The 23923-nt window shown below is 62.8% G+C and carries 23 protein-coding genes; 14 read left to right on the forward strand and 9 right to left on the reverse strand.

Annotation, left to right across the window (positions count from 1 at the left end; translation table 11 throughout):
- Nucleotides 1-13: 13 nt before the first annotated feature.
- Both ACZ92H_RS09195 and ACZ92H_RS09200 read right to left on the reverse strand, forming a co-directional pair.
- Nucleotides 14-1729, reverse strand: coding sequence for a methyl-accepting chemotaxis protein (locus ACZ92H_RS09195; protein WP_465049088.1), 1716 nt, complete (start codon nucleotides 1727-1729; stop codon nucleotides 14-16).
- 80 nt (nucleotides 1730-1809) lie between these two features.
- Nucleotides 1810-2268, reverse strand: a complete 459-nt coding sequence (locus ACZ92H_RS09200; protein WP_131373522.1) for a cache domain-containing protein — start codon at nucleotides 2266-2268, stop codon at nucleotides 1810-1812.
- On the opposite strand from ACZ92H_RS09200, the gene ACZ92H_RS09205 reads away from it, so the two are divergent.
- The 6 genes from ACZ92H_RS09205 to ACZ92H_RS09230 all read left to right on the forward strand — a co-directional run bounded on the left by ACZ92H_RS09205 (nucleotide 2267) and on the right by ACZ92H_RS09230 (nucleotide 8251).
- Nucleotides 2267-2437, forward strand: a complete 171-nt coding sequence (locus tag ACZ92H_RS09205; protein WP_465049089.1) for a hypothetical protein — start codon at nucleotides 2267-2269, stop codon at nucleotides 2435-2437. The genes ACZ92H_RS09200 and ACZ92H_RS09205 overlap by 2 nt on opposite strands.
- Nucleotides 2438-2626: 189 nt before the next feature.
- The gene (locus ACZ92H_RS09210) at nucleotides 2627-3904 is read left to right on the forward strand and encodes a KamA family radical SAM protein (RefSeq protein ID WP_465049242.1); all 1278 of its coding nucleotides are present in this window, start codon (nucleotides 2627-2629) and stop codon (nucleotides 3902-3904) included.
- Between the two features lie 2 nt (nucleotides 3905-3906).
- Nucleotides 3907-5247 (forward strand): MFS transporter, encoded by a 1341-nt coding sequence (locus ACZ92H_RS09215; RefSeq protein ID WP_465049090.1) that lies wholly within the window; start codon nucleotides 3907-3909, stop codon nucleotides 5245-5247.
- Nucleotides 5192-6040, forward strand: coding sequence for a fumarylacetoacetate hydrolase family protein (locus tag ACZ92H_RS09220; RefSeq protein WP_131373524.1), 849 nt, complete (start codon nucleotides 5192-5194; stop codon nucleotides 6038-6040). Before ACZ92H_RS09215 ends, ACZ92H_RS09220 begins: the two co-directional genes overlap by 56 nt.
- Nucleotides 6040-6606, forward strand: a complete 567-nt coding sequence (locus ACZ92H_RS09225; protein ID WP_465049091.1) for a carboxymuconolactone decarboxylase family protein — start codon at nucleotides 6040-6042, stop codon at nucleotides 6604-6606. The genes ACZ92H_RS09220 and ACZ92H_RS09225 overlap by 1 nt, the downstream gene beginning before the upstream one ends.
- 91 nt (nucleotides 6607-6697) lie before the next feature.
- Nucleotides 6698-8251, forward strand: coding sequence for a S1C family serine protease (locus ACZ92H_RS09230; protein WP_465049092.1), 1554 nt, complete (start codon nucleotides 6698-6700; stop codon nucleotides 8249-8251).
- A gap of 54 nt (nucleotides 8252-8305) precedes the next feature.
- On the opposite strand, the gene ACZ92H_RS09235 is transcribed toward ACZ92H_RS09230, so the two are convergent.
- The 3 genes from ACZ92H_RS09235 to yjgA all read right to left on the reverse strand — a co-directional run bounded on the left by ACZ92H_RS09235 (nucleotide 8306) and on the right by yjgA (nucleotide 10325).
- Nucleotides 8306-8974 (reverse strand): alpha/beta hydrolase, encoded by a 669-nt coding sequence (locus ACZ92H_RS09235; RefSeq protein WP_465049093.1) that lies wholly within the window; start codon nucleotides 8972-8974, stop codon nucleotides 8306-8308.
- A complete protein-coding gene (mog, locus tag ACZ92H_RS09240) occupies nucleotides 8971-9600 on the reverse strand; it encodes a molybdopterin adenylyltransferase (RefSeq protein WP_465049094.1) in 630 nt (209 codons plus the stop codon). Before mog ends, ACZ92H_RS09235 begins: the two co-directional genes overlap by 4 nt.
- Nucleotides 9601-9725: 125 nt before the next feature.
- A complete protein-coding gene (gene yjgA, locus ACZ92H_RS09245) occupies nucleotides 9726-10325 on the reverse strand; it encodes a ribosome biogenesis factor YjgA (protein ID WP_131373528.1) in 600 nt (199 codons plus the stop codon).
- Between the two features lie 96 nt (nucleotides 10326-10421).
- On the opposite strand from yjgA, the gene pmbA reads away from it, so the two are divergent.
- Entirely contained in the window at nucleotides 10422-11774 is a 1353-nt protein-coding gene (gene pmbA, locus ACZ92H_RS09250; RefSeq protein WP_465049095.1) for a metalloprotease PmbA, read from the forward strand.
- Between the two features lie 68 nt (nucleotides 11775-11842).
- Here pmbA and ACZ92H_RS09255 read toward each other — a convergent pair whose 3' ends face one another.
- Nucleotides 11843-12844 (reverse strand): hypothetical protein, encoded by a 1002-nt coding sequence (locus ACZ92H_RS09255; RefSeq protein ID WP_465049096.1) that lies wholly within the window; start codon nucleotides 12842-12844, stop codon nucleotides 11843-11845.
- 402 nt (nucleotides 12845-13246) lie between these two features.
- On the opposite strand from ACZ92H_RS09255, the gene ACZ92H_RS09260 reads away from it, so the two are divergent.
- Both ACZ92H_RS09260 and ACZ92H_RS09265 read left to right on the forward strand, forming a co-directional pair.
- Nucleotides 13247-15658, forward strand: a complete 2412-nt coding sequence (locus ACZ92H_RS09260) for a TonB-dependent receptor plug domain-containing protein (RefSeq protein ID WP_465049097.1) — start codon at nucleotides 13247-13249, stop codon at nucleotides 15656-15658.
- 15 nt (nucleotides 15659-15673) lie between these two features.
- On the forward strand, nucleotides 15674-16981 hold the full coding sequence (locus tag ACZ92H_RS09265) for an aminotransferase class V-fold PLP-dependent enzyme (RefSeq protein ID WP_465049099.1): 1308 nt from the start codon (nucleotides 15674-15676) through the stop codon (nucleotides 16979-16981).
- 48 nt (nucleotides 16982-17029) lie between these two features.
- Here ACZ92H_RS09265 and ACZ92H_RS09270 read toward each other — a convergent pair whose 3' ends face one another.
- Together ACZ92H_RS09270 and ACZ92H_RS09275 are read right to left on the reverse strand one after the other, a co-directional pair.
- Entirely contained in the window at nucleotides 17030-18172 is a 1143-nt protein-coding gene (locus ACZ92H_RS09270) for a cytochrome-c peroxidase (protein ID WP_465049100.1), read from the reverse strand.
- Between the two features lie 269 nt (nucleotides 18173-18441).
- Complete coding sequence (locus tag ACZ92H_RS09275) at nucleotides 18442-19566, reverse strand: M14 family metallopeptidase (protein WP_465049101.1); 1125 nt, start codon at nucleotides 19564-19566, stop codon at nucleotides 18442-18444.
- Between the two features lie 141 nt (nucleotides 19567-19707).
- Between ACZ92H_RS09275 and ACZ92H_RS09280 the strand changes: the two genes are divergently transcribed.
- Nucleotides 19708-19962 carry a hypothetical protein gene (locus tag ACZ92H_RS09280; protein WP_131373534.1) on the forward strand — a complete coding sequence of 85 codons (255 nt, stop codon included), beginning with the start codon at nucleotides 19708-19710 and terminating at the stop codon, nucleotides 19960-19962.
- 121 nt (nucleotides 19963-20083) lie between these two features.
- On the opposite strand, the gene paaX is transcribed toward ACZ92H_RS09280, so the two are convergent.
- Nucleotides 20084-21013 (reverse strand): phenylacetic acid degradation operon negative regulatory protein PaaX, encoded by a 930-nt coding sequence (gene paaX, locus ACZ92H_RS09285; protein WP_131373535.1) that lies wholly within the window; start codon nucleotides 21011-21013, stop codon nucleotides 20084-20086.
- Nucleotides 21014-21279: 266 nt separating this feature from the next.
- Here paaX and paaA point away from each other — a divergent pair, with 266 nt between their 5' ends.
- Genes paaA through paaD form a run of 4 tightly spaced genes read left to right on the forward strand, consistent with a single transcriptional unit; the run spans nucleotide 21280 to nucleotide 23886 of the window.
- Entirely contained in the window at nucleotides 21280-22269 is a 990-nt protein-coding gene (paaA, locus tag ACZ92H_RS09290) for a 1,2-phenylacetyl-CoA epoxidase subunit PaaA (protein WP_131373536.1), read from the forward strand.
- A gap of 32 nt (nucleotides 22270-22301) precedes the next feature.
- Nucleotides 22302-22586 (forward strand): 1,2-phenylacetyl-CoA epoxidase subunit PaaB, encoded by a 285-nt coding sequence (paaB, locus tag ACZ92H_RS09295; RefSeq protein ID WP_034746356.1) that lies wholly within the window; start codon nucleotides 22302-22304, stop codon nucleotides 22584-22586.
- 14 nt (nucleotides 22587-22600) lie between these two features.
- Complete coding sequence (gene paaC / locus ACZ92H_RS09300; protein ID WP_131373537.1) at nucleotides 22601-23353, forward strand: 1,2-phenylacetyl-CoA epoxidase subunit PaaC; 753 nt, start codon at nucleotides 22601-22603, stop codon at nucleotides 23351-23353.
- Complete coding sequence (paaD, locus tag ACZ92H_RS09305; protein WP_465049102.1) at nucleotides 23353-23886, forward strand: 1,2-phenylacetyl-CoA epoxidase subunit PaaD; 534 nt, start codon at nucleotides 23353-23355, stop codon at nucleotides 23884-23886. Before paaC ends, paaD begins: the two co-directional genes overlap by 1 nt.
- The last annotated feature ends 37 nt before the right edge of the window (nucleotides 23887-23923 follow it).

A 23923-nucleotide genomic window follows, 5' to 3' on the forward strand; every position in this document is an offset into this window, starting at 1 on the left:
GCGCGGGCCGGTATCAGGCGCCGCGCTGGCGCTGCGGGGCGCGGCCTGCAGCGCCGGCGCCATTGCGTGGCGCGCCGCGCAATGGACTGTGCAGCGCCCGGCGTTCCGCCTGCGTGCCCGCGGCGGAACTGGCCGGATCCTGGAAGGCCTGTTCATCGCCGGTGCCCGCCGCGGACGGCGCCGGACTGTCCAGCGTAAATACGGCCACGGCCGCCGACAGTTTCACGGCCTGGTCCTGCAGGCTGGCCGCCGCCGCCGCCGCCTCTTCCACCAGGGCCGCATTTTGCTGCGTGACATCATCCATTTGCGTGACGGCCTGGTTCACTTCCGTGATGCCCGACGCCTGCTCGGCGCTGGCCTGTTTCACGCGCTGGATGATATCGTTGACCTGCTGTACCGAGGCAACGATGGCGCCCATGCTGTCGCCGGCCTTTTGCACCGCCACGCTGCCGCCATCGATGGTGGTGACGGAGGTGGCGATCAGGGTCTTGATTTCCTTGGCCGCCTGCGCCGAACGGTGCGCCAGGGTGCGCACTTCGGACGCCACCACGGCAAAGCCGCGTCCCTGCTCGCCCGCGCGCGCCGCTTCCACCGCCGCATTCAGGGCGAGGATATTGGTCTGGAAGGAAATGCCGTCGATGACGCCGATGATATCGACGATCTGGCGCGAATTGGCGCGGATGGTTGCCATCGTCGTCACCGCCTCCTGCATCGCCGACCCGCCCTGCACGGCGAGGTCCGACGCTTGCGCGGCCAGGTCGCAGGCCATCTGCGCATTGTTGGCATTGTCGTTGACGGCTTCCGTCAGGGTTTCCATGGCGCTCGACGTTTCTTCCAGCGAGCTGGCCTGCATTTCCGTGCGCGCCGACAAGTCCAGGTTGCCGCTGGCAATTTCCCGCGAGGCCGTGTCGATCGATTGCACGGCATCCATGATGGTGCGCAAGGTCTGGTTCAGGTTGGCGATGGTCTGGTCCAGCACGCGCGACGCATCGGCGATCTCGTCGTTGCCCTGCTTGGCGGCGCCGGCGATCAGCTTGCCTGCCGCCAGGTCTTGCACGGCGTCGGCGATGCCGCGGATTTCCGCCAGCATGGCGCGCCGCACCAGCACCGTCACCACGATGGACACCAGGATGGACAGCAGCACGGTCAGCAGCATGCTCCAGCCCAGGCTGCGGAACTCCGCGCTGGCCGTGGCGTGCGCCTGGCTGCTGAGCGTGGTTTCCAGCGCGGACAGCTGCGCCAGCTGCGTGGCCAGCTGGACGAACTGGGTTTCCGCCTTGAGCATGGAATTGGTGGCGATCGACTGATCCATCTGCGCCATTTCCATGGTTTCCAGCACGGCCTTGCGGTAGGCGGCCAGCGCCGCGATGGCCGCATCGACGAGGGTGCGCTCGGCGCCCGTGGCCGTGCCCCGCAGCGCGGCCAGCTGGCTGCCGATGGCCGTGTGGCGTGCCTTGATCTGCTGCTCCAGCGCATCGATGCGGGCCTTGGCGAAACTGCCATTCGTCCACGACAGCAACTGGTACATATTGCCGTGCACATGCTTGGCATCGCCGGCCACGTCGGAGGCCGCTTTCAGGTGCGTGATGCGCACCCGCACCATGTTTTCCAGCGAGGCATTTTGCCGCACCATGCCATACCAGGCGCCGCTGGAACTGAGTATCAGCAGCAGCAGGATGAGGATGGGCGCCAGCAGTAATTTTGGTCCGATGCGTAGTCGATTGAGCATGTCTGACTCCTGCCAGTGGCTGTGCACATTGCAGGCGCCGCAGCGGCCAGCCGCCGCGCCCGCACTGCGCCGGGGATGGCTTATTTTTTGTAGATGCCCGCTTCCAGCACCACGTCATTGACGCGCAAGATGTACGTGGTCTTCGGCTCGATCTTGCCGCTGGTGGGGTTCTTGTACTGGTAGTCGACCCAGCCCTTGCCCTGCTTTTGCGCCAGTTCGATGATTTCACGGCGATACTTCTTGCCGTTCGCATCGGGCACGTCCGTCAAGTCCTTGCCGACGATGGACGGGTTGATGGGGTGGGCCAGCACGATGCCCGTCTTGATGTCGCGCATGTCCACGTACAGCGAACCCTGCACGAAATCGGGATCTTTCGCCGTGATCTTCTTCATCATTTCTTCCTTGCCATGCGCCTTCATGAAGGCGGCGCCCCGTTCGGCCATGGCGATGGCGTCTTTTTCCGTCGGCTCGACTGCGGCACTGGCGCTGGCGCTGGCAAATGCCAGGCACAGCAGGCTACCCGTGAATAAGCGTTTCATGAAAACTCCTTTGATATCGAGGGATGTGTTGCCAAGCCGTAATTTACGTCGGCATGGGCGCGATCAAATTGCGATGGAACAAACTAAGGTCGTGCTCACAGGCAGCTTGCGCCGTATCGAAACGCTTGTTGATGTGTGGCAATTTGGTTCCTTGAGGCAAGAACTATGATGACTTTCACAGCACCGTGGCGTGCAGAAGAACAGGCAGGAATTGGCTGATATTCGGTCGATTTCATGGAAGTTATCGTCATTTACTGGCAAGGAGCCGACCGTGTCCGCATTGATTACCGAGCCGTTTCCAACCAAGTTCAAGCCGTATACGCGGCAAACCATTCAACAGGCCCGGCAGTGGGCCTGGATGCCGGAAGAGCAGCGCGAAGCCGTGCAAGTGGTGTCGCACGTGTTGCCATTTCGCACCAACGAATATGTGCTTGACCAGCTGATCGACTGGAACAATATTCCGGACGATCCCATCTACCGCCTCGTCTTTCCTCACCGCGACATGCTGCCGCCGGAGCAGTACGCCCACTTGCGCGACCTGGTGCTGGCGCGGCAGGACAAGGCGGCCATCGATGCTTATGTGCATGGCCTGCGCCTGGGCATGAATCCCCACCCGGCCGGGCAGATGACGCATAACGTGCCGCGCGTCAACGATGCGCCCGTGCGCGGCTTGCAGCACAAGTATGCGCAAACCGTGCTGTTCTTCCCCAGCGCCGGCCAGACGTGCCACGCGTATTGCACCTTCTGCTTCCGCTGGCCCCAGTTCGTCGGCATGGACGACATGAAGTTCGACGCGCGCGAGTCGCATGAGCTGGCCGCCTACCTGAAACTGCATCCGGAAGTGACGGACGTGCTGATCACGGGTGGCGACCCGATGATCATGAACACGCGGCAGCTGGCCGCCTACCTGGAGCCGCTGCTGGAACCGGGCCTGGAACACATCCAGAATATCCGCATCGGCACCAAGTCGGTGGCGTACTGGCCGCAGCGTTTTGTCTCCGACCGCGATGCGGATGACTTGCTGCGCCTGTTCGAACGCATCGTCAAGGCGGGCAAGAACCTGGCCGTGATGGGGCATTACAGCCACGCCGTCGAGTTGCGCCAGGATATCGCGCAGCAAGCCGTGAAACGCATCGTCTCGACGGGCGCCACCTTGCGCATGCAGGGGCCGCTGATCCGCCACATCAATGAAGACCCGAAAAGCTGGGCCGAATTGTGGCAGACGGGCACGCGCCTGGGAGCGATTCCGTACTATATGTTTGTCGAGCGCGACACGGGGCCGCGCGGCTATTTCGAGTTGCCGCTGGCAAAGGCGCACGAGATTTTCCAGGCCGCCTACCAGATGGTGTCCGGCTTGTCGCGCACGGTGCGCGGACCTTCCATGAGTGCGTTTCCCGGCAAGGTCGTCATCGATGGCATCGTCACCATCAATGGGGAAAAACTGTTTGCCCTGCAGTTCTTGCAAGCGCGCAATCCCGACTGGGTGCGCCGGCCGTTTTATGCGAAGTTCGATGCGGAAGCGACATGGATGGATCATCTGCAACCCGCGTTCGGCCAGGAGAAATTCTTCTTTGAAACGGATGAGCCTATTCCGCACCTGCCGCATAAGGTCATCCGCCTGGCGCAGGCAGCCTGAGCATGCACGCGGCTGGCGCACCATCGCGCTCCGGCGTGGCCGTGTTTTGCCTGGTGTTCCTGCCGTTTGCATTGGGGCATTACCTGTCGTGCCTGCTGCGTGGCGTGAATGCCGTGCTGACGGCCGAGCTGCTGGGCGCGGTGCCCCTGACGCCGGCGCAGCTGGGACTGCTGACCAGCGCCTTCTTTCTCGCCTTTGCGCTGGTGCAATTGCCAGTTGGCATGGCGCTGGACCGCTACGGTCCCCGCGCCGTGCAAGTGTGGCTGCTGGCGCTGGCGGCCGCCGGTGTATGGCTGTTCAGCCGCGGCCACAGTTTTGCCGAGCTGATGTGGGCGCGCGCCATCATGGGCGCCGGGCTGGGCGGCTGCTTCATGGCTGCCGTGAAAGCCATTTCCTGCGCCATCGCGCCGTCGCGCCTGCCTTCCGTGCATGGCTACCTGATCGCCGTCGGCGGCCTGGGCGCGGCCACGGCCACCATGCCCGTCAAGCTGGCGCTGCATTACACGGACTGGCGCGGCGTGTTCCTGGCGCTGGCGCTGGCGGCCCTGGCCATCGGCGTGCTGATCCGCGTGCTGTCGCCCGCTACGCCCGCGCCTGGCGCCGCGGTGCATCAGAGCGGCGTGTGGAGCGTCTACCGCGACCCGGCCTTTCGCCGCACCATCGGGCTGATCCTGTTGCCGCACACGGTGTTCTTTGGCGTGCAGGGGCTGTGGATAGGGCGCTGGCTGGCCGACGTGGGCGGCATGTCCGGCGACAACGTGGCGTATTTGCTGTACCTGGGCATGGCGGCCGTCATCTTTGGCGCCATCGGCATGGGCATGCTGACGGAATGGGCGGGCCGGCGCGGCATCGCGCCCATGCAGGTGGCCGCCATGGGCGTCGCCCTGTTTGTCGCCGTGCAAATGGCCATGGCGTGCAACGCCGCGCCCAGCCTGCCCCTGCTGTCCGTGCTGTTCACCTTGCTGGGCACGGTCACGGGCCTCGAGTATGCGATCGTCGCGCAAAGCATGCCGGCCAGCTTGACGGGCAGGGCGGCCACCTGCCTGAATCTGCTGATTTTCACGGGCGCCTTTCTGGTGCAGGCGGGCTTTGGCCTGATCCTGGGCTGCTGGCCCTTGAACAGCCAGCTGCAGTATCCGCCGCAGGCCTACCAGGTGGCGTTTGGCGTGCTGGCGGCCTTGCAGTTGCCGGGACTTGCGATGTTTTTCATCGGCCGCTGCAGGCGTGCCGGGCCATCCGGTAAAATGGCGGCCTGCACAGCGGCAATGATCAACTCCAAGGAAGACTATGAAACTCGTTCGTTATGGACGTCCAGGCAAGGAAAAACCGGGCCTGATCGATGAAGAAGGCAAACTGCGCGACCTGTCCGGCGTGATAGCTGATATTGACGGCGCACAACTGTCCGACAAGGCCCTGCGCAAGCTGGCCAAGCTCGACGAAAAGACGCTGCCCCTGGTGCGCGGCAATCCACGCTTTGGCGTGCCGCTGGCCAAGGTCGGCAAGTTCATCGGCATCGGCCTGAACTACGCGGACCACGCGGCCGAGTCGGGCATGCCGATCCCGGCCGAACCGATCGTCTTCATGAAGGCCATCACCTGCCTGAATGGCCCGGACGACAATGTCGTGCTGCCGAAAGGCTCGAAAAAGACGGACTGGGAAGTGGAACTGGGCGTCGTCATCGGCACGCGCGCGCAGTACGTCAGTGAAGAAGAGGCCCTGAAATACGTGGCCGGCTACTGCGTCGTCAACGATATTTCCGAGCGCTCGTTCCAGCTGGAACGGGGCGGCCAATGGGACAAGGGCAAGGGCTGCGACACCTTCGGCCCCATCGGCCCTTGGCTGGTGACGCGCGATGAAGTCATCGACGAGCAGGATCTGGACCTGTACCTGGAAGTCAACGGCAAGCGCATGCAGACGGGCAATACGCAAACCATGATCTTCAGCGTGGCGCAGATCGTCAGCTACCTGTCGCAATTCATGACCCTGGAACCGGGCGATGTCATCGCCACGGGCACGCCGCCGGGCGTGGGCCAGGGCCGCAAGCCGCAGCGCTTCCTGAAAAAGGGCGACAGCATGCGCCTGGGCATCGCCGGCCTGGGCGAACAGCAGCAGGACGTGGTCGCCTGGACTGCCTGATGGCGGGGTCAAATATCGACCGCTTGCCCGCGCTGCCGCTGGACCAGCTCGACGCCCAGCAGCGCGCGGCCGCGCAAGCCATCATCGACGGCCCGCGCGGGGCGCTGTACGGCCCCTTCGTGCCGCTGATCCGCAGCCCCGAGCTGATGGAAACGGCGCAGCGCATGGGAGAATACTTGCGCTACCGCAGCGCCATCGGCACGCGTCTGTCGGAGCTGGCGATCCTGGTGACGGCGCGTCAATGGGACCAGCAAGTCGAGTGGGCCATCCACGCGCCGCTGGCCGTGCAGAACGGCATCGCGCAAGCGGCCGTGGATGCCATCGCCGCGCGGCGTGCGCCCCTTGCCTTGAAGGAAGACGAACAAGCCGTGCATGATTTCTGCATCGAGTTGCAGCAGAACAAGCGGGTCAGTGACGCCACGTATGCACGGGCGCGGGCCCTGTTTGGCGAGCATGGCGTGGTCGACTTGATGGGCATCAGCGGCTACTACACCTTCCTGGCCATGGTGATGAATGGCGCGCAGACGGCGGTGCCGGCATTGGGCGTCACGCCTTTACCCGATTAGAAGATTTCTTCGGGCAAAGGTGGACAAAATGTAATGATATTGCTGTTATTCAATATATACTTTTGTCTCCCTTCCATTGCGAAAACGCCCAATGAAAACTCGTTCGTGCTTCACCCTGATGGGCCGTACCTTGCTGGTGCTGGCCCTTTCTTTTTGCCCGCTGATGAGCGTGCGCGCGCTGGCTGCGGAGAGCAGTACGGCCAGCGCCTCGGCCCTGGAAAATTCCGTCGTCAAGGTGTTTTCCACCCTGCGCGGGCCCGATCCCTACAAGCCGTGGAGCAAGGCGGCGCCGCAAGAGGTGACGGGCTCGGGCGTGGTCATCGATGGCCGCCGCATCCTCACCAATGCGCACGTGGTCGGCTATGCCAGCCAGGTGCAGATCCAGGCGAATGGCGCGGGCGACAAGATTCCCGCCACGGTGCTGGCCATTTCGCGGGGCATGGACCTGGCCCTGCTGAAAGTCGACGACGAGAGTTTTTTTGACAGCCACAAGCCGGTGCCGCGTGCCAACGTCTTGCCTGACGTGCGCGATGCCGTGCTGGCCTATGGTTATCCGACGGGCGGCACCTCGCTGTCGATCACCAAGGGCATCGTCTCGCGCATCGAGTTTGTGCGCTACAACTTTCCCGTGTCCGGTCTGCGCATCCAGATCGATGCGGCCATCAACCCGGGCAATAGCGGCGGTCCCGTGATTGCCGGCGACAAGATGATCGGCCTGGCGTTTGCCGGCATGGTCAATGCGCAAAACATCGGCTACATCATCCCCAACGAGGAAATCGAACTGTTCCTGCGCGATGAGGCAAGCGGCGCGCCCAAGGGCAAGCCGGCCCTGCGCGACATGACGCAGACCCTGGAAAATCCCGCGCTGCGCAGCTACCTGAAGCTGGCCAAGGGGGTCGAGGGCGCCGTCGTGATGACGCCGGCCAGCAAGGATGCCGCCTATCCGCTCAGGCAATGGGATGTCATCACGCATATCGGCGACTTTCCCATCGATAACCAGGGCATGGTCAAGCTGAATGCCAACAGCCGCGTGCGCTTCCAGTACCGCGTGCAGCAGCTGGCGAAAAACGGTTTGCTGCCGTTGACGGTGGTGCGCCAGGGCGTGCCTTTAAAGGTAAGCGTGCCCGTCTCGGCCGCACACCCGATGCTCATTTCCAGCCTGCAGGGAAATTACCCTTCCTATTTCATCTTCGGCCCGATGGTGTTTTCGCGTGCCACCACGGAATTCATGGCCGCGCCGAACGGCAATGCGCCGATGTTGAATGGCATGAGCTTTGCCGGCAATCCGCTCGTCACGCGTCGCGGCGATGCGCCCGATGCCGAGCGCGAAGAGCTGGTGGTGGTTGCCGCGCCATTTTTCCCGCACAAACTGATGAATGGCTACAGCACCCGCTTCTTCTCGGTCGTCGATTCCGTCAATGGCGTGTCCGTGCGCAGCCTGGCGCATCTGGTGGCCCTGTTGCGCGACCAGACCGACGACTTGCTCACCTTCCGTTTCCAGCAACGCGATGCGGAAATGGTCGTGGTGCCGCGCAAGGACATGCTGGCGGCCACGGAATCCGTGCTGACCGATAACGGCATCCGCGCGGAAGCGTCGCCCGACATGTTGAAGGTCTGGAACGAAAAAACGCCGGCGAACAACTAGTTCCCGGCGTAGTGGAAAACCTGCAGGCGTGGCGCGAGCCGCGCCTGTTGTATTTTAAGCCAATACTTTTTTCAGCCAGGCGCCGATGGCGTCGATCTCTTCCTGGCACAGCGAGTGCTGCATCATGTATTCGTGCCATTCCACCTTGTAGCCCATGCCGGTCAGCAAGTCGCGCGATTGCTGCGCGCGGGCGATCTGCACCACCGGGTCGGCCGTGCCGTGCGCCATGAAGATGGGCGTCTGCAGGCTGGCCGGCGTACGCTCGGCGGCCGTCTTGTCGGCCAGCGGCAGGTAGCCGGACAAGCACATCAGGCCAGCCAGCGGCTCGGGATGGCGCAAGCCCGTTTGCAGGGTCATGGCGCAGCCTTGCGAGAAGCCGGCCAGGATGATGCGGCTGGCGGGAATGCCGCGCGCTTTTTCACGTGCGATCAGCGCTTCGATCTGTTGCTGCGAGGCACGCAGTCCGGCCTCGTCTTCGCGGCGCACCAGGTCGCTCACGAGAATGTCGTACCAGGCGCGCATCACATAGCCGTTGTTGATGGTGACGGGCATCGTGCCGGCGCTGGGGAAAATGAAACGGATGGCGGGGCAGCCGCGCAAATCGAGTTCTTTTACCAGGGGCACGAAATCGTTGCCATCGGCGCCCAGGCCGTGCATCCAGATGATGGAAACGGTGGGATTCGGTGCGCTGTCGAGTTCGATGGTTTCCAGCAGAGTGCTCATGTGTTTTCCTCAGGTAAAGGTTGCGCCGGACGCAGCGCCGATTTGGGACGGAAGGCCTTGCAGATGGCCGGGTCGGTTTCCATGTAGGGGCCACCGATGAGGTCGATGCAATAGGGCACGGCGGCAAAGATGCCGTTGACCAACTGCTTGCCGTCGGCGTCTTTCAGCCCTTCCAGGGTTTCCTTGATGGCCTTGGGCTGGCCCGGCAGGTTCATGATCAGGGCGGCGCGCTCGGGCGTCTCGCGGATCACGGCCACCTGGCGCGACAAAATCGCCGTCGGCACGAATTGCAGGCTGATCTGGCGCATCTGTTCGCCGAAGCCGGGCATTTCCTTGGTGCCGACCGACAAGGTGGCGTCCGGGGTCACGTCGCGCCGCGCCGGGCCCGTGCCGCCTGTCGTCAGGATCAGATGGCAATGGTTCAGGTCGACCATGTCGATCAGGGTATTTTCAATCTGCGAGCGCTCGTCCGGGATCAGGCGCTTTTCCAGGCGGAACGGCGTGCGGATGGCGGCGGCCAGCCAGCTTTCCAGGGCGGGGATGCCCTGGTCTTCATACACGCCGCCGCTGGCGCGGTCCGAAATCGACACGAGGCCGATAATCAATTCGTCTTCGAGAGTGGTCATGGGGCACCTGTCTATGTCGTAAAAAAACCGGGCTGATCCCGGTTTTTGCCAACCCAAGTACAAAAGCCGGGGACGTACAGGGACGCCTGGCCCCTGAAGGTGCGACTCCGGTCCTTGCTTTTGGGTTATTCGTCTTCTTCTGGCTCAACGCCATCTTCATCGGCATCTTTCTTGCCGCTGTTATTCTTCTTGGCGATCTCTTTCAAGATCTGGAAGATTTCGCGGTAAGCTTTCGGCGGCTTGTTCTCGGCCTGTTCCTTGCGGGCGTTGCGGATCAGGGTGCGCAGATGCTGCACGTCCAGTTCCGGGTTTTCCGACAGCAAGACAGTCAGCGCCTTGTCATCCGTCAAGAGCTTGTCCCGGCGGCGTTCCATCGCGTGCATATTCGCCGTGTCGGCTTTCGACAAGCCTTTCCAGCTATCGATGGTACGTTGGATGGCGGCAACTTCTTCCTCGTCCAGGGTGCGCATTTTCTTGCCCACGTATTGCAGCTGGCGGCGGCGGCCTTCGTGATCCTTGATCTGCTGGCACTCGAGAATGGCGTCGCGCACGTCTTCCGGCATCGGAACGCGCTTGACGCGGTCACGTGCCTCATTGACAAGTTCTTCGCCCAGCTTTTGCAGGACGGTCATCTGGCGCTTGAGTTCCGATTTCGAAGGACGCTCGTATTCCTGTTCGAATTCGGTGGATTGGAAGCCGCAAGCTCCCCGGTTTGGATTTGGCATGATATATAAGGCGGGAGAGGACTTGTGGACCGCTCCTGTAAACTGTAAACGACTGCTATGATAACCGTTTTAGCGGCTTTCCGAAGAAAACAGCGCATGAACGACTCCGTATTTACCCATAGTCAAGAGCAATTGCAGCAACTGGCCCGTGATGTGTTGTCTTTTGCGCGGGAAGCGGGCGGCACCGATGCCGCCGTCGAAGTCAGCGAAGGGGGCGGCCTGTCCGTGTCTGTCCGAAAAGGCAAGATCGAGACGATCGAGCAGAACAAGGACAAGGGCATGGGCGTGACGGTATTTGTCGGCAAGAAGCGCGGCAATGCCAGCACGTCCGACTTTTCCCCTTCCGCGCTGCGCGCCACGGTGGACGCCGCCTACAACATCGCCCGCTTCACGGCCGAGGACGATTGCGCGGGCCTGGCCGACGCCGAGCTGCTGGAAATGGCGCCCCGCGACTTGCAACTGTACTATCCGTGGCTCATTTCCGCCGAGGAAGCCGTCGTGCTGGCCCAGCGCGCCGAAGCGGCCGCCTTTGCCGTCGACCCGCGCATCACGAACAGCGAAGGGGCAGGCGTGCACGTGCAGCAATCGCATTTTGTTTCCGCCAATTCGCGCGGCTTCATCGGCGGCTACCCGTTTTCGCGCCACACCCTGTCCGTGGCGCCCATCGCCGGCAAGGGCGCGAAGATGCAGCGCGACGACTGGTATTCGTCCGTGCGCGATGCGTCGAAAATGTCGAGTCCGGAAGCCATCGGCCGCTATGCCGCCGAGCGCGCCCTGTCGCGCCTGAACGCGCGCAAGCTGGGCACGCGCACTTGCCCCGTGCTGTTCGAGGCGCCGCTGGCCGCCGGTTTGCTCGGTACCTATGTGCAAGCGACTTCCGGCGGCGCCCTCTACCGCAAGTCCACTTTCCTGATCGATTCCCTGGGCACGCAGGTGCTGCCGTCGCACGTGCAGATCTTCGAGGACCCGCACGTGATCGGCGGCGTCGGCTCGGCGCCGTTCGACGAGGAGGGCGTGAAAACCGTCAGCCGCGACGTCGTCAAGGATGGCGTGGTGCAAGGCTATTTCCTGTCGACCTACACGGCCCGCAAGCTGGGCATGCAGACCACGGGCAACGCGGGCGGCTCGCACAATCTGTACCTGACGTCGTCCCGGACGGCCGCCACGGACGATTTTGTCGCCATGCTGAAAAAGCTGGGCACGGGTTTGCTGGTGACGGAATTGATGGGGCAAGGAACCAATTATGTGACGGGCGACTATTCGCGCGGCGCTTCCGGCTTCTGGGTGGAAAATGGCGTGATCCAGTACCCGGTGGAAGAAATCACCATCGCCGGCAACATGAAAGACATGCTGCGCAACATGGTTGCCGTGGGCGCCGACGTGCTGCGCCGCGGCACCAAGCAGACAGGCTCCATCCTCATCGAGAGCATGGTAGTGGCGGGCGGCTAACGCCGCCCTGACATACCCCGGCCAGCGGCATTGCTGCCCGCAGGCCGGGGCGCTACTGCCTTACCTTCTTATTTCGATTGGACGTTGACGCACATCCACGCGATATTCGAGGCATCCCAGGTCGCTTTCCAGTTAATCGTCGTCTGATCCCTGCATGCTTGCTCGGACGCAAATTTGCTGTCCTGGTAGCGCTGGTAGACATAACCGTCTTGCGGACGCCATACGGCGCCGTACCAATAGTTGTTCGCATCGACGGCGGTACCCAGTTGTTCAACCGGTTTATTCAGGTCCGTGTTCTTGTAGTCGATCGCGACACTGCCGTCCGGGTTGTAGAGTCGAACCCATGCGGAATTATTCTGCGTGCCGGCCGCATCGACCGGAATGCACATTCTCGTTTTGGTCGTGGACATGCTGCCAGGCATGGTCAGGCAGAAATAGGGATGCGGCGAACCTGCCGCAACCGACCACTCCACGTTGGCGCTTGTCGTGCCGCTTGGGTCGCAGTAATTCGCGTATTTTCCCGCCTTGAAACCTTCGACATACGCCGAGGTTTGCACGCCCGAAAAATACGTGCCGGATGAATTGCTGAGGGCGGGCAACTCGTTGCGGCCCGTGACGGACATGCATGCCTTGTAGCCGGCATCGGCATAGCCGATCGCCATGCCGATGGGCTGCATGGTCGCGTCCAGATGCAGTTTCCAGGTGTTTCGGTATAGCAGCTTGCCGCTGGCACTGCTGCGCAGCAGGGAAATGACTTTGACGGATGCTGCCTGTTGCGACACGCCATTGGTCACGAATGGGGCTGGCTGTCCAGCTTCCTGGCTGACGATTAACATCGCCGAGCCCAGATAGCCATCATTGGATGCCAGGTTCGAGATGGTCAGATCGCTGCCCAGAAATTTCTTTAATGCGTCAGCGGCATTGATGGATGCCAGGACCGGTGTCGGGGGCACCACCGGTTTGGGATCCGGGCTGTTGCCGTTCCCGCCGCTACCACCGGTGTCACCACCGCCACCGCCGCAAGCGGCGAGCAAGCTGACCAGAGCGCACAATATGGTCTGTTTCTTCATCTTTACAACCTAATAGAGCGACAAGAATGCGTGTCGTTGCGCCGCGGCATTATAGGGATGGTTTATTGTAGGAAATCTATCGAATTGTCTCGTCGTTTCCCCATTTTTCCCTCTGCATGCCGGCGCCATGTCCGCCATGTCCATCCGTGCGTTCGACGCAAGCCAAGGCTGTATGGACGACAGGTCTTGCTGTCAGCGACGCCGGGCATGCGGCGGCTTGCCAGCAGTGATCAGTTCGTCATACGGGTGAAATATTGCCTTCGTATGATGTCGCCATCTGACGTTATCTGCGCAATTTAGATGCTTTTAATGTAAGTAAGCCGAACTTCGTGATATTTCATGCAAGATGTAACTCTTGCACTGACGCGTCGTTGTTGATCCAACCTGCCAAGTGACTTTCCCATGACCTACTCCCGTACCCGCATCGCCCGCGCGGTGGCCCTGATGTGTGCCATGACCGCCGTGTTCGCCAACCAGGCACAAGCCCATGGCGATGCGCCCGCTGCCCCCGCCTCCGCCAGCGAGTCCCTTGAAGCCCCGCAAGCCGTGATCGTCACGGGCACGCGCGGCAGCAACCGCACGCAGTTCGACACCATGGCGCCCGTGGACGTCTTCAACCGCGAAGATATCGGCGCCGTCGAATCGTCGGACTTGAACGATGTGCTGGCCCAACTCGTGCCTTCCTACGTGGTGCAGCGCTTGCCGATGGCCGACGGGCAAGTGTTCGTGCGTCCGGCAACCTTGCGCGGCCTGTCGCCGGACCAGACCCTGGTGCTGGTCAATGGCAAGCGCTTCCACCGCAGCGCCCTGCTGGGCGCGCGCGGCGCGCAGGCGCCCGACCTGGCGCAGATACCCGTCTCCGCCATCAAGCGCATCGAAGTGCTGCGCGACGGCGCATCGGCGCAGTACGGTTCCGACGCGATCGCCGGCGTGATCAACATCATTCTCGACGACACGGTGGGCACGGAGCTGTCCGTGCACCACTCGCAATATTCGGAAGGCGATGGCAAGGGCAATGAAGTCAACCTGAAAACGGGCTTTACCTTCGGCGAGACGGGCAAGGTGACGCTCTTTGGCGCTCTGGCCAAGTCCGACCCCACTTCGCGCACGCGCCAGCGGGCCGATGCCATCGCTTTCCAGCAAGCCCATCCGGAACTGAAGGTGCCGAATCCCGTGCAGCGCTGGGGCCAGCCTGAGCTCGACAGCAAGCGCGTGGGCTTCAACGCCAGCATGGCCCTGTCCGACACGACGGAGCTGTACGGCTTCGGCCTGTTCAGCCGCAGCGACGGCACGTCGGATTTCAACTGGCGCAATCCCGACACCAGCACGGGCGCCTATAAAACCAGCACCCTGTTCCCGGGCTGGGACTTGCGCAGCATTTATCCGCTCGGTTTCAGTCCCAGCTATTCGAACGACCAGGATGATATGCAGTTGGTGGCCGGCGTGCGCGGCCATTTCAACGACCGTTTCGGCTGGGACGTGAGCGCTTCCTACGGCCGCAACCGCATCGACTATCACCTGGCCAATTCCATCAATGCCTCGATGGGTCCCGGCAGTCCGACATCGTTCTACCTGGGCCAGCTGTCGCAGACGGAAAAGATCCTCAACGCTAACTTCAACTATGAATTGCCCGTGGCGTCGCTGCCGCAACCGGTCAACATCGCCTTCGGCGCCGAAGCGCGCAATGAAACCTATGGCGTGAAGGCGGGCGATGCGGCGTCCTACCTGGTGGGGCCGGGCGCGGCCATCGGCCTCGATGCGAACTCGAACGGCGCTCCCGGCTTCAGCGACCGCCAGGCCGGCAGCTGGGGGCAGGACAGCTATGCCACCTACCTGGACGTGGAAGTGCCCGTCACCAAGGCACTGAGCCTGGGCGGCGCGGCCCGCTATGAACATTTCTCCGAGTTCGGCAGCACCGTCAACGGCAAATTGTCGGCCCGCTATGCGCTGAGCGAGGACATGGCCTTGCGCGGCTCCTATTCGACGGGTTTCCGTGCGCCGACGCCGGGCCAGTCGAACACCAACAGCACCAACCAGGGCCTCGACACCAAGACCCTGCTGCTGTTTACCAGCGGCCGCCTGGCCAACAACGATCCGCTGGCCATGTTGCTGGGAGCCAAGGCCTTGAAGCCGGAAAAATCGAAAAATCTGTCGCTGGGCTTTACGTGGAAGACGCCGGCGGGCTTTTCCGGTTCCGTCGACGTGTATGACATCAAGGTCAGCGACCGCTTCAGCACGTCCGCCTCGTTTGCCGTGCCGGCCGGCGTGGCCAATCCGCTGCGCTACACCTCCGTCAGCTACTTCACGAATGACTTCGACACCACCACGCGCGGCATCGATATCGTCGGCAGCCACCTGAGCCGCATCGGCGACGGCAAGCTGAACCTGACCCTAGCCTACAACTACAACACGACGAAAGTCGATGGCGGCAACTCCAGCCTGGTGACGAACCCGGCCCAGCGCCAGGTCTTCGAGGAACGCTTGCCGCGCCAGAAAGCCACCATCAGCGGCAACTATGACCTGGGCAACTGGAATACCCTGGCCCGCGTGCGCTACTACGGCGCGTGGACGGACAATTCCGGCAATGCCACGGGCGATATCTTCCAGCGCTTCGGCGCCATGCAGTTTCTCGACCTGGCCGTCGGCTACAAGATCAGCGACAAGCAATCGATCCGCGCCGGCGTCGACAACGTGCTGGACAAATATCCGGACGAGGCAACCTTCCAGGCCAGCCGCGGTCTGATCTATTCGCGCAACGCACCATACGACACGGACGGCCGCAACCTGTACGTCGAGTACAAAGTGAAATTCTAAGGGGATAGCGTGAACATGAATCCACAACGCCGCGCCTTGCTGCGCGCGGGATCGCTGGCGGCGGCGCTGCCCTTCGCGGCGGGTGCTGCCGGTGCGGCCGATGCCGTGCCGGCGGTGCCGTTGCCGGCGGTGCCGGCCGGCACCACGCCAGGCATGCTGGCCACCGACCAGGCCTACTGGCGGGCGGTGGCCGCACAGTACGACAGCCCCACGGAGGTGCTGCAGCTCGACAATGCCTTCTGGGGTTCGATGGCCCGGCCCGTGCTGGCGCATTACGAGCAGCAACTGGCGATGGTCAACCGCGACAATGCCTGGTATGCGCGCATGCGCTTTCCCGCCGATTTCGAGGCGGCGCGCGCGGCGGCGGCCAGGGCGCTGGGCGTGGCAACCGATGAGATCGTGCTGACGCGGGGCGCCACGGAAGCGCTGCAAGTCCTGATCGCCGGCTATAACCGCTTGCGTCCCGGCGACACGGTGCTGTACGCGGATATCGACTACGACAACATGATCACGGTCACGCGCTGGCTGCAGCAGCGGCGCGGCGCCGAGGTGGTCAGCATTGCCATGCCGGAGCCATTTACGCATGACAAGGTGATCGCCGCGTATGTTGCCGCGATGGACCGCCATCCGAAGCTGAAACTGATGCTGCTCACGCATGTCAATCACCGCAACGGCATGGTGCTGCCGGTGGCGCACATCAGCCGCCTGGCGCGCGAGCGGGGCATCGATGTGATCGTCGACACGGCGCACGGCTTTGGCCAGCTGGACATGACGATTCCTGACCTGCAGGCGGATTTTGCCGGCATCAACCTGCACAAGTGGATAGGCGCGCCCGTGGGCGTGGGCGCCGCCTACATCAAGCGGGGCAGGGTGGCCGATATCGATCCCTGGCTGGGCGAAAAGGCGGGCGAGGATATCCGCTCGCGCGTGCATACGGGGACGGTCAACTTTGCCGCCTACCTGAGCTTGCCGAAGGCGCTGGAATTGCACGCGCAGATCGGCGTGGCCAACAAGCAGGCGCGGCTGCGGCTGTTGCGCAACCGCTGGGTGGAGGCGGCGCGCGGCATCGATGGCATCGAGGTGCTGGCGTCCAGCGATCCGCGTTTGACCAGCGCCATCGCGTCGTTCCGCCTGAAAGGCAAGACCAGCGTGGCGGACAGTTTTGCCTTGTCGAAAAAGTTGGTGCAGGAGCACGGCATCTTTGCCGTGCCGCGCGACGGCCTGGCGTCGGGCGCGTGCGTGCGCGTGACGCCGGGCATCTTTACGCCGGAGTCGCATCTGGACCGGCTGGTCGATGCCTTGCGTAAAGTCGCGCGTGGCTAACTGACGGTTGGACGGTGGGGCGCTGCAGCGATGGCGTGCCCACTGTCGTCATTGCTGCACCTGATAGCCATCCGTCAGGGTCGCCAGGAACTTCACCATATCCTCGATTTCGCCCGCCGTCAGCGCGGGCGCCGTGCCGCGCTTGCGGTCGAACGGCGCCTCCGTGGTGTTCACGTTGGCGCGGTACCGGGCCGGCACGTCGTTGAACTTCTGCACGTTTCCCCGCTTGTCGCGCGGATACCATTCTTCCGGATGCGTATCGCGCCGCACGTAGAAACGCAGGGCGTCGGTCAGGTTGTCGAACACGCCGTTATGAAAAAACACCTGGCGCGTGGCGACATTGCGCAGACTGGGCACCTTGAAGGCGCCGCATAGCGCGCCCTTGCCGGCCAGGTCGGTGCGGTCGGGACCGCACAGGCCCAGGTCGAAATACGCGGCATCGGCGGTGGCGGGTATGCGCGCATTGCGCGGCAGCCCCAGGTTGTCATAGCTGAAATCCGTAAACAGGGGCGGCGCGCCCCGTTCACCCCGCACGCTGGGATGGCAGGCGGCGCAATTGCCTTTGCGCGCATCATTGAACAGGGCCAGGCCCCGCAGTTCCGCCAGTTCCAGCGGAACCTTGTTGGCCAGGTAGAGGTCATACTTGGAATCGTAGCGGTGGAAGTCCGGGTCTTCCTGCTGATACTGCTGCAAGGCATGGGTCAGGCGCTGGAAGGCATGTTGCGGTTGGGCAAAGATGGCGTCGCCAAAGACCTCGCGGAACTGCACCGCATAGGGGCTGCGGCCCAGTTTTTCGACCACCTCATCCGTGCTGGCGTTAGCCATTTCGTGCGGCGCCAGGAAGGGCCGTTCGGCCTGTTGCGCCAGGCTGGCGGCGCGGCCGTCGCGGTTGATGCCGCCATTCGGTGCACCCTCCTCGTCGAAGCGGAAGGGCGGCGTGTGTTCCAGGTAGCGCAAGGAAGGCGTGGCGCGGTAGCCCGCCATGCGGCCATCGGCGCCGCCCAGCTGCACGGCCAGCCCGTTGCCGGGCGCATGGGCATGGGCGGGGTCGTGGCAGCTGGCGCAGGATTGCCTGCCCGACGCCGACAGGCTGGCATCGTAAAAGATCTGCCGCCCCAGTTGCGCGGCCGGGCTGAGTTCCGCCGCCAGGCACAATGCTGCGTGCAGGCTGGCAAGTACGAAAATGCACACGTGTGCAAATCGGTTCCTGAAAAAGCGCGCCACGGCGCAGGGCGGGTCTTGGCTGGTCATAGGCAGGATGGCTTGTCGGCAAGGGGATGGACAGGAATGCTGGGGCCAGTATAGGCAGCAATGGACGGCAAGGCAACGATTTATGATGTTGCGCTGCGCAAGAAGGGGCAGGCAAACGAGCTGAAAAACGGGTCTGACAAAGCCGGCGGCTGGGGCGCCGCCGGCCCGGCTCGTCACGTCACGCGTGGCGGGCCGGCGTCACGCGCGGCTCAGGCGCGCAGGGTCGCCAGGATCGGTTGCAGCACGGCCGCACCCAGGGCGGCGCTGCGGGCACCGCTCCAGCCCGTTTGCGGGTCGGGATCGTTGGCGTTGTCCTTGAATGGCAGTTCCAGGGTCAGCGACAGGCAGCCAAACGCGTGCGTGACATGGGGCGAACCCATGGTCAGCACTTCCGGCGTGAACGGGCCATCTTCATAGCCGTACACGTCCTGGAAGTCCGGGCTGGCCACCTTGAAGTCGGCGATGAAGCGGTCTTGTTCGGCTTTTTGCGCTGGCGTGAAGTTTTCCAGCGCATCGCTGCCGGCCACGAATACGTAAGGCAGGCCTTCGTCGCCATGCACGTCGAGGAACAGGTCGCAGCCGATTTCGTGCATCTTCTGTTTCACCAGGAACACTTCCGGGCTGCGTTCCATCGTCGGCGTCATCCATTCGCGGTTCAGGTTGGCGCCGGCCGCGTTGGTGCGCAGGTTGCCGTGCACGGAACCGTCCGGGTTCATGTTCGGCACGACGTAGAAGACGGCGTCCTGCAGGCACTGGCGGGCAAACGGGTTGGCCTGGTCCAGCAGCGCTTCGAGCATGCCTTCGACAAACCATTCGGCCATCGTTTCGCCGGGATGCTGGCGCGCGATAACCCAGACTTTTTTCTCCGCATCGGCATCGCCGACGACGAGCAGATTCATGTCGCGGCCTTCCACGGTGCTGCCCAGGTCGATCAAGCGCACCAGCGGCGACGCTTGTGCGCTGTCGATCAGGGCCAGGTGGCGGTCCCATGGATATGGCTCGAAGTAGGCGTAGTACACGCTTTCCTCTTCCGGCGTGTGTTCGATGGTCATCACCGTGCCGTCATAGCTGGTCGGCACGCGGAACCAGGTTTCGCGGTCGTAGCTGGCCACGGCCTGGTAATCCTTCCAGCCGTCCGGATAGGCGGACTTGCCTGCATTCATGAAGCGGATCGTGCACGCCTCGCCTTGCGCGCCTTGCAGGCGGAAGTAAAACCACTGCGTGATGTCGGCGTGGGAATCCTTGCGGATGTTCAGCTCGATGGATTGGGCATCGTCGGCGCGCAGCACCTCGATCGCGCCGGCGTCGAATTGCTGGCTGATTTTAATGGTCATGTGTGTTCCTGATAAAAACGTATGGGTTTTGCATCGTGTGCAATGGCGCGATGATACCCGTTTTGCCCGCCCCTTTGTGCTGGCGCAAACGAGGCGGGGCATGCTTTGCTAACGTGATAGCTCCAACACGGGGAGATCATCATGGACGACAATGGTAGCCACATACGCGAGCTGGAAAAGAAAATCAGCGCGCTCAGCGACGCTCTGGCCCATTTGGGCAAGGGCACGACCCTGCAGGAATTGCTGCGCATCATACGTTTCCCCGGCTATACGACGCCGGCCGAATTCACCTTCAACGTGGCCATCCTCGACACCATGCTGGTGCAGGTCAATGCGCTGGAAAAGCTGGGGCAGGATTTATTGGCAGGGGCCAAGCAGGTGGTGGTGAAGCAGTGAACAGACAGCGAGCGCCAGCAGTGCCTGATCCCTAACGCCTGAAAAATGTTCAGGCAAGGCGCAGGGCCGCAGGCAGCACGACCGTAGGCCCAGGCCCTGCCACGCTGTCATGGACATTTGCTCAGGCGTTCAGTCCCCCAAACCGCTCGAAGAACCACGGCTCCACGTCCGGCGCCTGCGCATCCTCGCGCCGCAGGGTGGCCAGGATATGTTCCTCGGCCGCCGCATGGGTGATGCGGTACAGGTCGCGGGCCAGCGCATAGGCTTGCGTGCCGGGCCACGGTTCGGGCAGCAGTTCGACGGGCAGTTGCGGGTCGTGCAATTGCACGCGGCGGTAGGCGTGCGTCAGCAGCGAACGGATGACGAAGGCTTGCTCCGCGTCGAAGACGGGCTCTTCTTGGAGCAGGGTCAGCAGGGGCTGGAAGCTGGCGATGAATTTTTCATAGCCGGCCATCACCTCCGACAGATCCCAGCATTCGCCCACCATGTCGCGCAGTGGGCGCGTGCTGACACCCGGCAATTCGGTTGTGTGGCAGACATACAGCTTGCCCTGCACCTCGTTGCGCGCGAGGATATCTTCCAGCGCTTCCGCATTGCTGGCCGGGTGGCCAAAGATGCCGGGAGAAATCAAGCCATAGCCGGCCCACAATAATTCCTTGCGCAGCGCGCCGCGCTCGGCCGCGCCGATGCTGCCGGCCGGGCCGATCACGAGGGTCCAGCTGCCATCCCAGTGCACGACCAGCGGCGCATAGATGCGGCGATAGGCGCGCTCGAAGCGGGCCATGGCATCGGCGCGGATGGTGTAGACGCTGCGGCGGCCATCCCTTTGCGAGCTGAGCCAGCCTTCCTGCGCCAGGCGGAACACGCTGGTGCGCAATAAACGGTCATTCACGCCGAACGGCGCCAGCAGTTCGATCAGACTGCCCAGCCAGATGGCGCCGCCGCGCGGCACGATGGCGTCGCCAAAAATCGTCATTACCAGGGATTTCGAGCGCGGCGGGTCGCTTTCCAGGAAATCGGCTATCCATGCCGTGCAGCGGGTGTTCTTCATGTGGTTCCGGTCTGGCCGTGTTGCGGTCGATTCAATAAAAGCAGCAGTTTACTTGGCTGCGCGGGTAGCGCGTCAATAATTTGCCGGGCGCGCTGGTAGCGCCCCGGAGTGTTTTCTCATAAGCAATATCATACGCACAAAAAAGCGGCACAAGATACGAAATTTTAAAATGATTCACATCAAGTGTATGCAAATCGTTTTTTGTATCGTATTATCTGTTCATCGCGCTGCGCTGCTGCGCACATCACCGACATGGGAGACACATCATGTACGCACAAATGGTTGAAACCGGCCTCAAAAATGTCCGCTCCATCGACGACATGGGCCAGGAAGAACGCGCTTTCCAGGCGCGCATCGACGAAGGCATCAAGATCGAGGCCAAGGACTGGATGCCGGATGCCTACCGCAAGACCCTGGTGCGCCAGATTTCACAGCATGCGCATTCGGAAATCGTTGGTCAGTTGCCTGAAGGTAACTGGGTCACGCGCGCTCCCACCCTGAAACGCAAATCCATCCTGCTGGCAAAGATCCAGGATGAAGCGGGCCACGGCCTGTACCTGTATAGCGCCGCGGAAACCCTGGGCGTCTCGCGCGACGACCTGCTCGCCGCCTTGCACTCGGGCAAAGCCAAATATTCCAGCATCTTCAACTATCCCACCCTGTCGTGGGCCGACATGGGCGCCATCGGCTGGCTGGTCGATGGTTCCGCCATCATCAACCAGATTCCTCTGTGCCGCTGCTCGTACGGGCCGTATGCGCGCGCCATGATCCGCGTCTGCAAGGAAGAATCGTTCCATGCGCGCCAGGGCTACGACATCATGATGTCGCTGTGCAAGGGCACGCCGGCGCAGAAAGCCATGGCGCAGGATGCCTTGAACCGCTGGTGGTGGCCGTCGCTGATGATGTTCGGCCCCTCCGACGCCGCCTCCGTCAACAGCGCCCAGTCGGCGCAATGGCGCATCAAGCTGTTCTCGAACGACGAATTGCGCCAGCGCATGGTCGACCAGACCGTGCCGCAGATCGAATACCTGGGCTTGACCGTGCCCGATCCCGACCTGAAATTCAATGCCGAAACGGGCCACTATGAATTCGGCGAGATCGACTGGTCCGAGTTCAACAATGTCCTGAAGGGCAATGGCCCGTGCAACCGCGAGCGCCTGCAAACGCGCGTGAAAGCGTATGAAGACGGCGCATGGTTCCGCGATGCGCTTGTCGCCTACGCCGACAAGCAAGCCGCAGTCAAAGCGGCAGCATAAAACATATAAAGACAGTGATAGGGGAGAGCAAGATGAGCAAAGAATGGCCATTGTGGGAAGTTTTCATCCGCAGCCAGCACGGCCTGGCGCACAAGCATGTGGGCAGCCTGCACGCCTCCGACGCCACCATGGCGGTCAACCATGCGCGCGACGTCTACACGCGCCGCAATGAAGGCGTAAGCATCTGGGTGGTGCGCGCGGCCGACATCGTCGCCAGCAGCCCCGGCGACAAGGGCGCCCTGTTCGAGCCGTCGAACAGCAAGGTGTACCGCCATCCCACCTTCTTCCCGATGCCGGAAGAAGTCAAGAACCTGTGATGGGAGCGCCGGCAATGGATGACAAAGTTAACTACTTGCTGCGCCTGGGCGACAACGCCCTGATCCTCAGCCAGCAGCTGTCGCAGCTGTGCGGCAAGGGCCCGGCGCTGGAAGAAGACATGGCGCTGACCAACGTGGCGCTGGACTTGCTGGGCCAGACGCGTTTGTGGTTCAGCTATGCGGCCGAACTGGAAAACGCGGGCCGCGACGAGGACGACATCGCCTTTTTGCGCGACGCCCACGATTTCAAGAACTGTCTGCTGGTCGAGCAGCCGAATGGCAATTACGCCGACACCATGATGCGCCAGTTCTTCTTCGACAGCTGGCACTACTTCCAGCTGCTGGAGCTGACGAAATCGGCGGATGCGCGCATCGTCGAAGTGGCGCAGAAGTCGATCAAGGAAGTCACCTATCACCTGCGCCGCAGCGGTGACCTGATCGTGCGCCTCGGCGACGGCACGGCGGACAGCCACGCGAAGACGCAGGCCGCCGCCGACAAGCTGTGGATGTACACGGGCGAGATGTTCAGGTACGACGCCGTCGACCAGGCCATGGTGGCCGCCGGCATTGCGCCGCCATCCGACATCCTGCGCCAGGCCTTCCTGGAACACGTGGCCGAGATCTTCGCCGAAGCGACTCTGAGCATGCCGGCGCCCGACGCCTGGATGCAAAAGGGCGGCAAGCAGGGCACGCACACGGAACACCTGGGCTTTATTCTGGCCGAGATGCAGTTCCTGCAGCGCGCCTATCCCGGGGCGGAGTGGTAATGAACGCCGCCGCTGGCGCCGTCGCGCTGGATGCCGCCCAGGTCTGGTCCTGGCTGGGCGACGTGCCCGACCCGGAAATCCCCGTCATTTCGGTGGTGGACCTGGGCATCGTGCGCGCCGTCGAAGTCACCGATGGCGACGCCTGCACCGTGACGATCACGCCCACGTATTCGGGCTGCCCGGCCATGCAGGTGATCGCCGACGCCGTCACGGATGCCTTGCGCAGCCATGGCGTGGAAAAGGTGACGCTGGTGAACCAGCTGTCGCCCGCCTGGACCACGGACTGGATGAGCGAGACGGGCAAGGCCAAGCTGAAAGGCTATGGCATCGCCCCGCCGCAGCAGCAGGTGATCGACATCAGCGGTTTGCGTGGTGGCGTCAAGCGTCAGGCCATGCCGAAGCTGGACGTGATCTGCCCGAATTGCGGCTCGACGCATACGCAGCTGACCAGCCAGTTCGGCTCCACGCCGTGCAAGGCCCTGTACAAATGCCTGGATTGCCGCGAACCGTTTGATTACTTCAAGTGCCACTAAAAAAACCAGGCACACGTTCCGAAGAAACTGGAGATGA

Source organism: Janthinobacterium foliorum, from assembly GCF_978021625.1.

Coding starts and splice junctions, on each gene's coding strand:
- paaX (WP_131373535.1), bottom strand. CDS start 21,013: ATGAAGAACACCCGCTGCACGGCATGGATAGCCGATTTCCTGGAAAGC.
- yjgA (WP_131373528.1), bottom strand. CDS start 10,325: ATGCCAAATCCAAACCGGGGAGCTTGCGGCTTCCAATCCACCGAATTC.
- ACZ92H_RS09205 (WP_465049089.1), top strand. CDS start 2,267: ATGAAAACTCCTTTGATATCGAGGGATGTGTTGCCAAGCCGTAATTTA.
- ACZ92H_RS09225 (WP_465049091.1), top strand. CDS start 6,040: ATGGCGGGGTCAAATATCGACCGCTTGCCCGCGCTGCCGCTGGACCAG.
- ACZ92H_RS09200 (WP_131373522.1), bottom strand. CDS start 2,268: ATGAAACGCTTATTCACGGGTAGCCTGCTGTGCCTGGCATTTGCCAGC.
- ACZ92H_RS09235 (WP_465049093.1), bottom strand. CDS start 8,974: ATGAGCACTCTGCTGGAAACCATCGAACTCGACAGCGCACCGAATCCC.
- ACZ92H_RS09230 (WP_465049092.1), top strand. CDS start 6,698: ATGAAAACTCGTTCGTGCTTCACCCTGATGGGCCGTACCTTGCTGGTG.
- ACZ92H_RS09280 (WP_131373534.1), top strand. CDS start 19,708: ATGGACGACAATGGTAGCCACATACGCGAGCTGGAAAAGAAAATCAGC.
- ACZ92H_RS09255 (WP_465049096.1), bottom strand. CDS start 12,844: ATGAAGAAACAGACCATATTGTGCGCTCTGGTCAGCTTGCTCGCCGCT.
- pmbA (WP_465049095.1), top strand. CDS start 10,422: ATGAACGACTCCGTATTTACCCATAGTCAAGAGCAATTGCAGCAACTG.
- paaB (WP_034746356.1), top strand. CDS start 22,302: ATGAGCAAAGAATGGCCATTGTGGGAAGTTTTCATCCGCAGCCAGCAC.
- ACZ92H_RS09195 (WP_465049088.1), bottom strand. CDS start 1,729: ATGCTCAATCGACTACGCATCGGACCAAAATTACTGCTGGCGCCCATC.
- ACZ92H_RS09220 (WP_131373524.1), top strand. CDS start 5,192: ATGAAACTCGTTCGTTATGGACGTCCAGGCAAGGAAAAACCGGGCCTG.
- paaA (WP_131373536.1), top strand. CDS start 21,280: ATGTACGCACAAATGGTTGAAACCGGCCTCAAAAATGTCCGCTCCATC.
- ACZ92H_RS09215 (WP_465049090.1), top strand. CDS start 3,907: ATGCACGCGGCTGGCGCACCATCGCGCTCCGGCGTGGCCGTGTTTTGC.
- ACZ92H_RS09275 (WP_465049101.1), bottom strand. CDS start 19,566: ATGACCATTAAAATCAGCCAGCAATTCGACGCCGGCGCGATCGAGGTG.
- paaC (WP_131373537.1), top strand. CDS start 22,601: ATGGATGACAAAGTTAACTACTTGCTGCGCCTGGGCGACAACGCCCTG.
- ACZ92H_RS09260 (WP_465049097.1), top strand. CDS start 13,247: ATGACCTACTCCCGTACCCGCATCGCCCGCGCGGTGGCCCTGATGTGT.
- ACZ92H_RS09210 (WP_465049242.1), top strand. CDS start 2,627: ATGCCGGAAGAGCAGCGCGAAGCCGTGCAAGTGGTGTCGCACGTGTTG.
- ACZ92H_RS09265 (WP_465049099.1), top strand. CDS start 15,674: ATGAATCCACAACGCCGCGCCTTGCTGCGCGCGGGATCGCTGGCGGCG.
- paaD (WP_465049102.1), top strand. CDS start 23,353: ATGAACGCCGCCGCTGGCGCCGTCGCGCTGGATGCCGCCCAGGTCTGG.
- mog (WP_465049094.1), bottom strand. CDS start 9,600: ATGACCACTCTCGAAGACGAATTGATTATCGGCCTCGTGTCGATTTCG.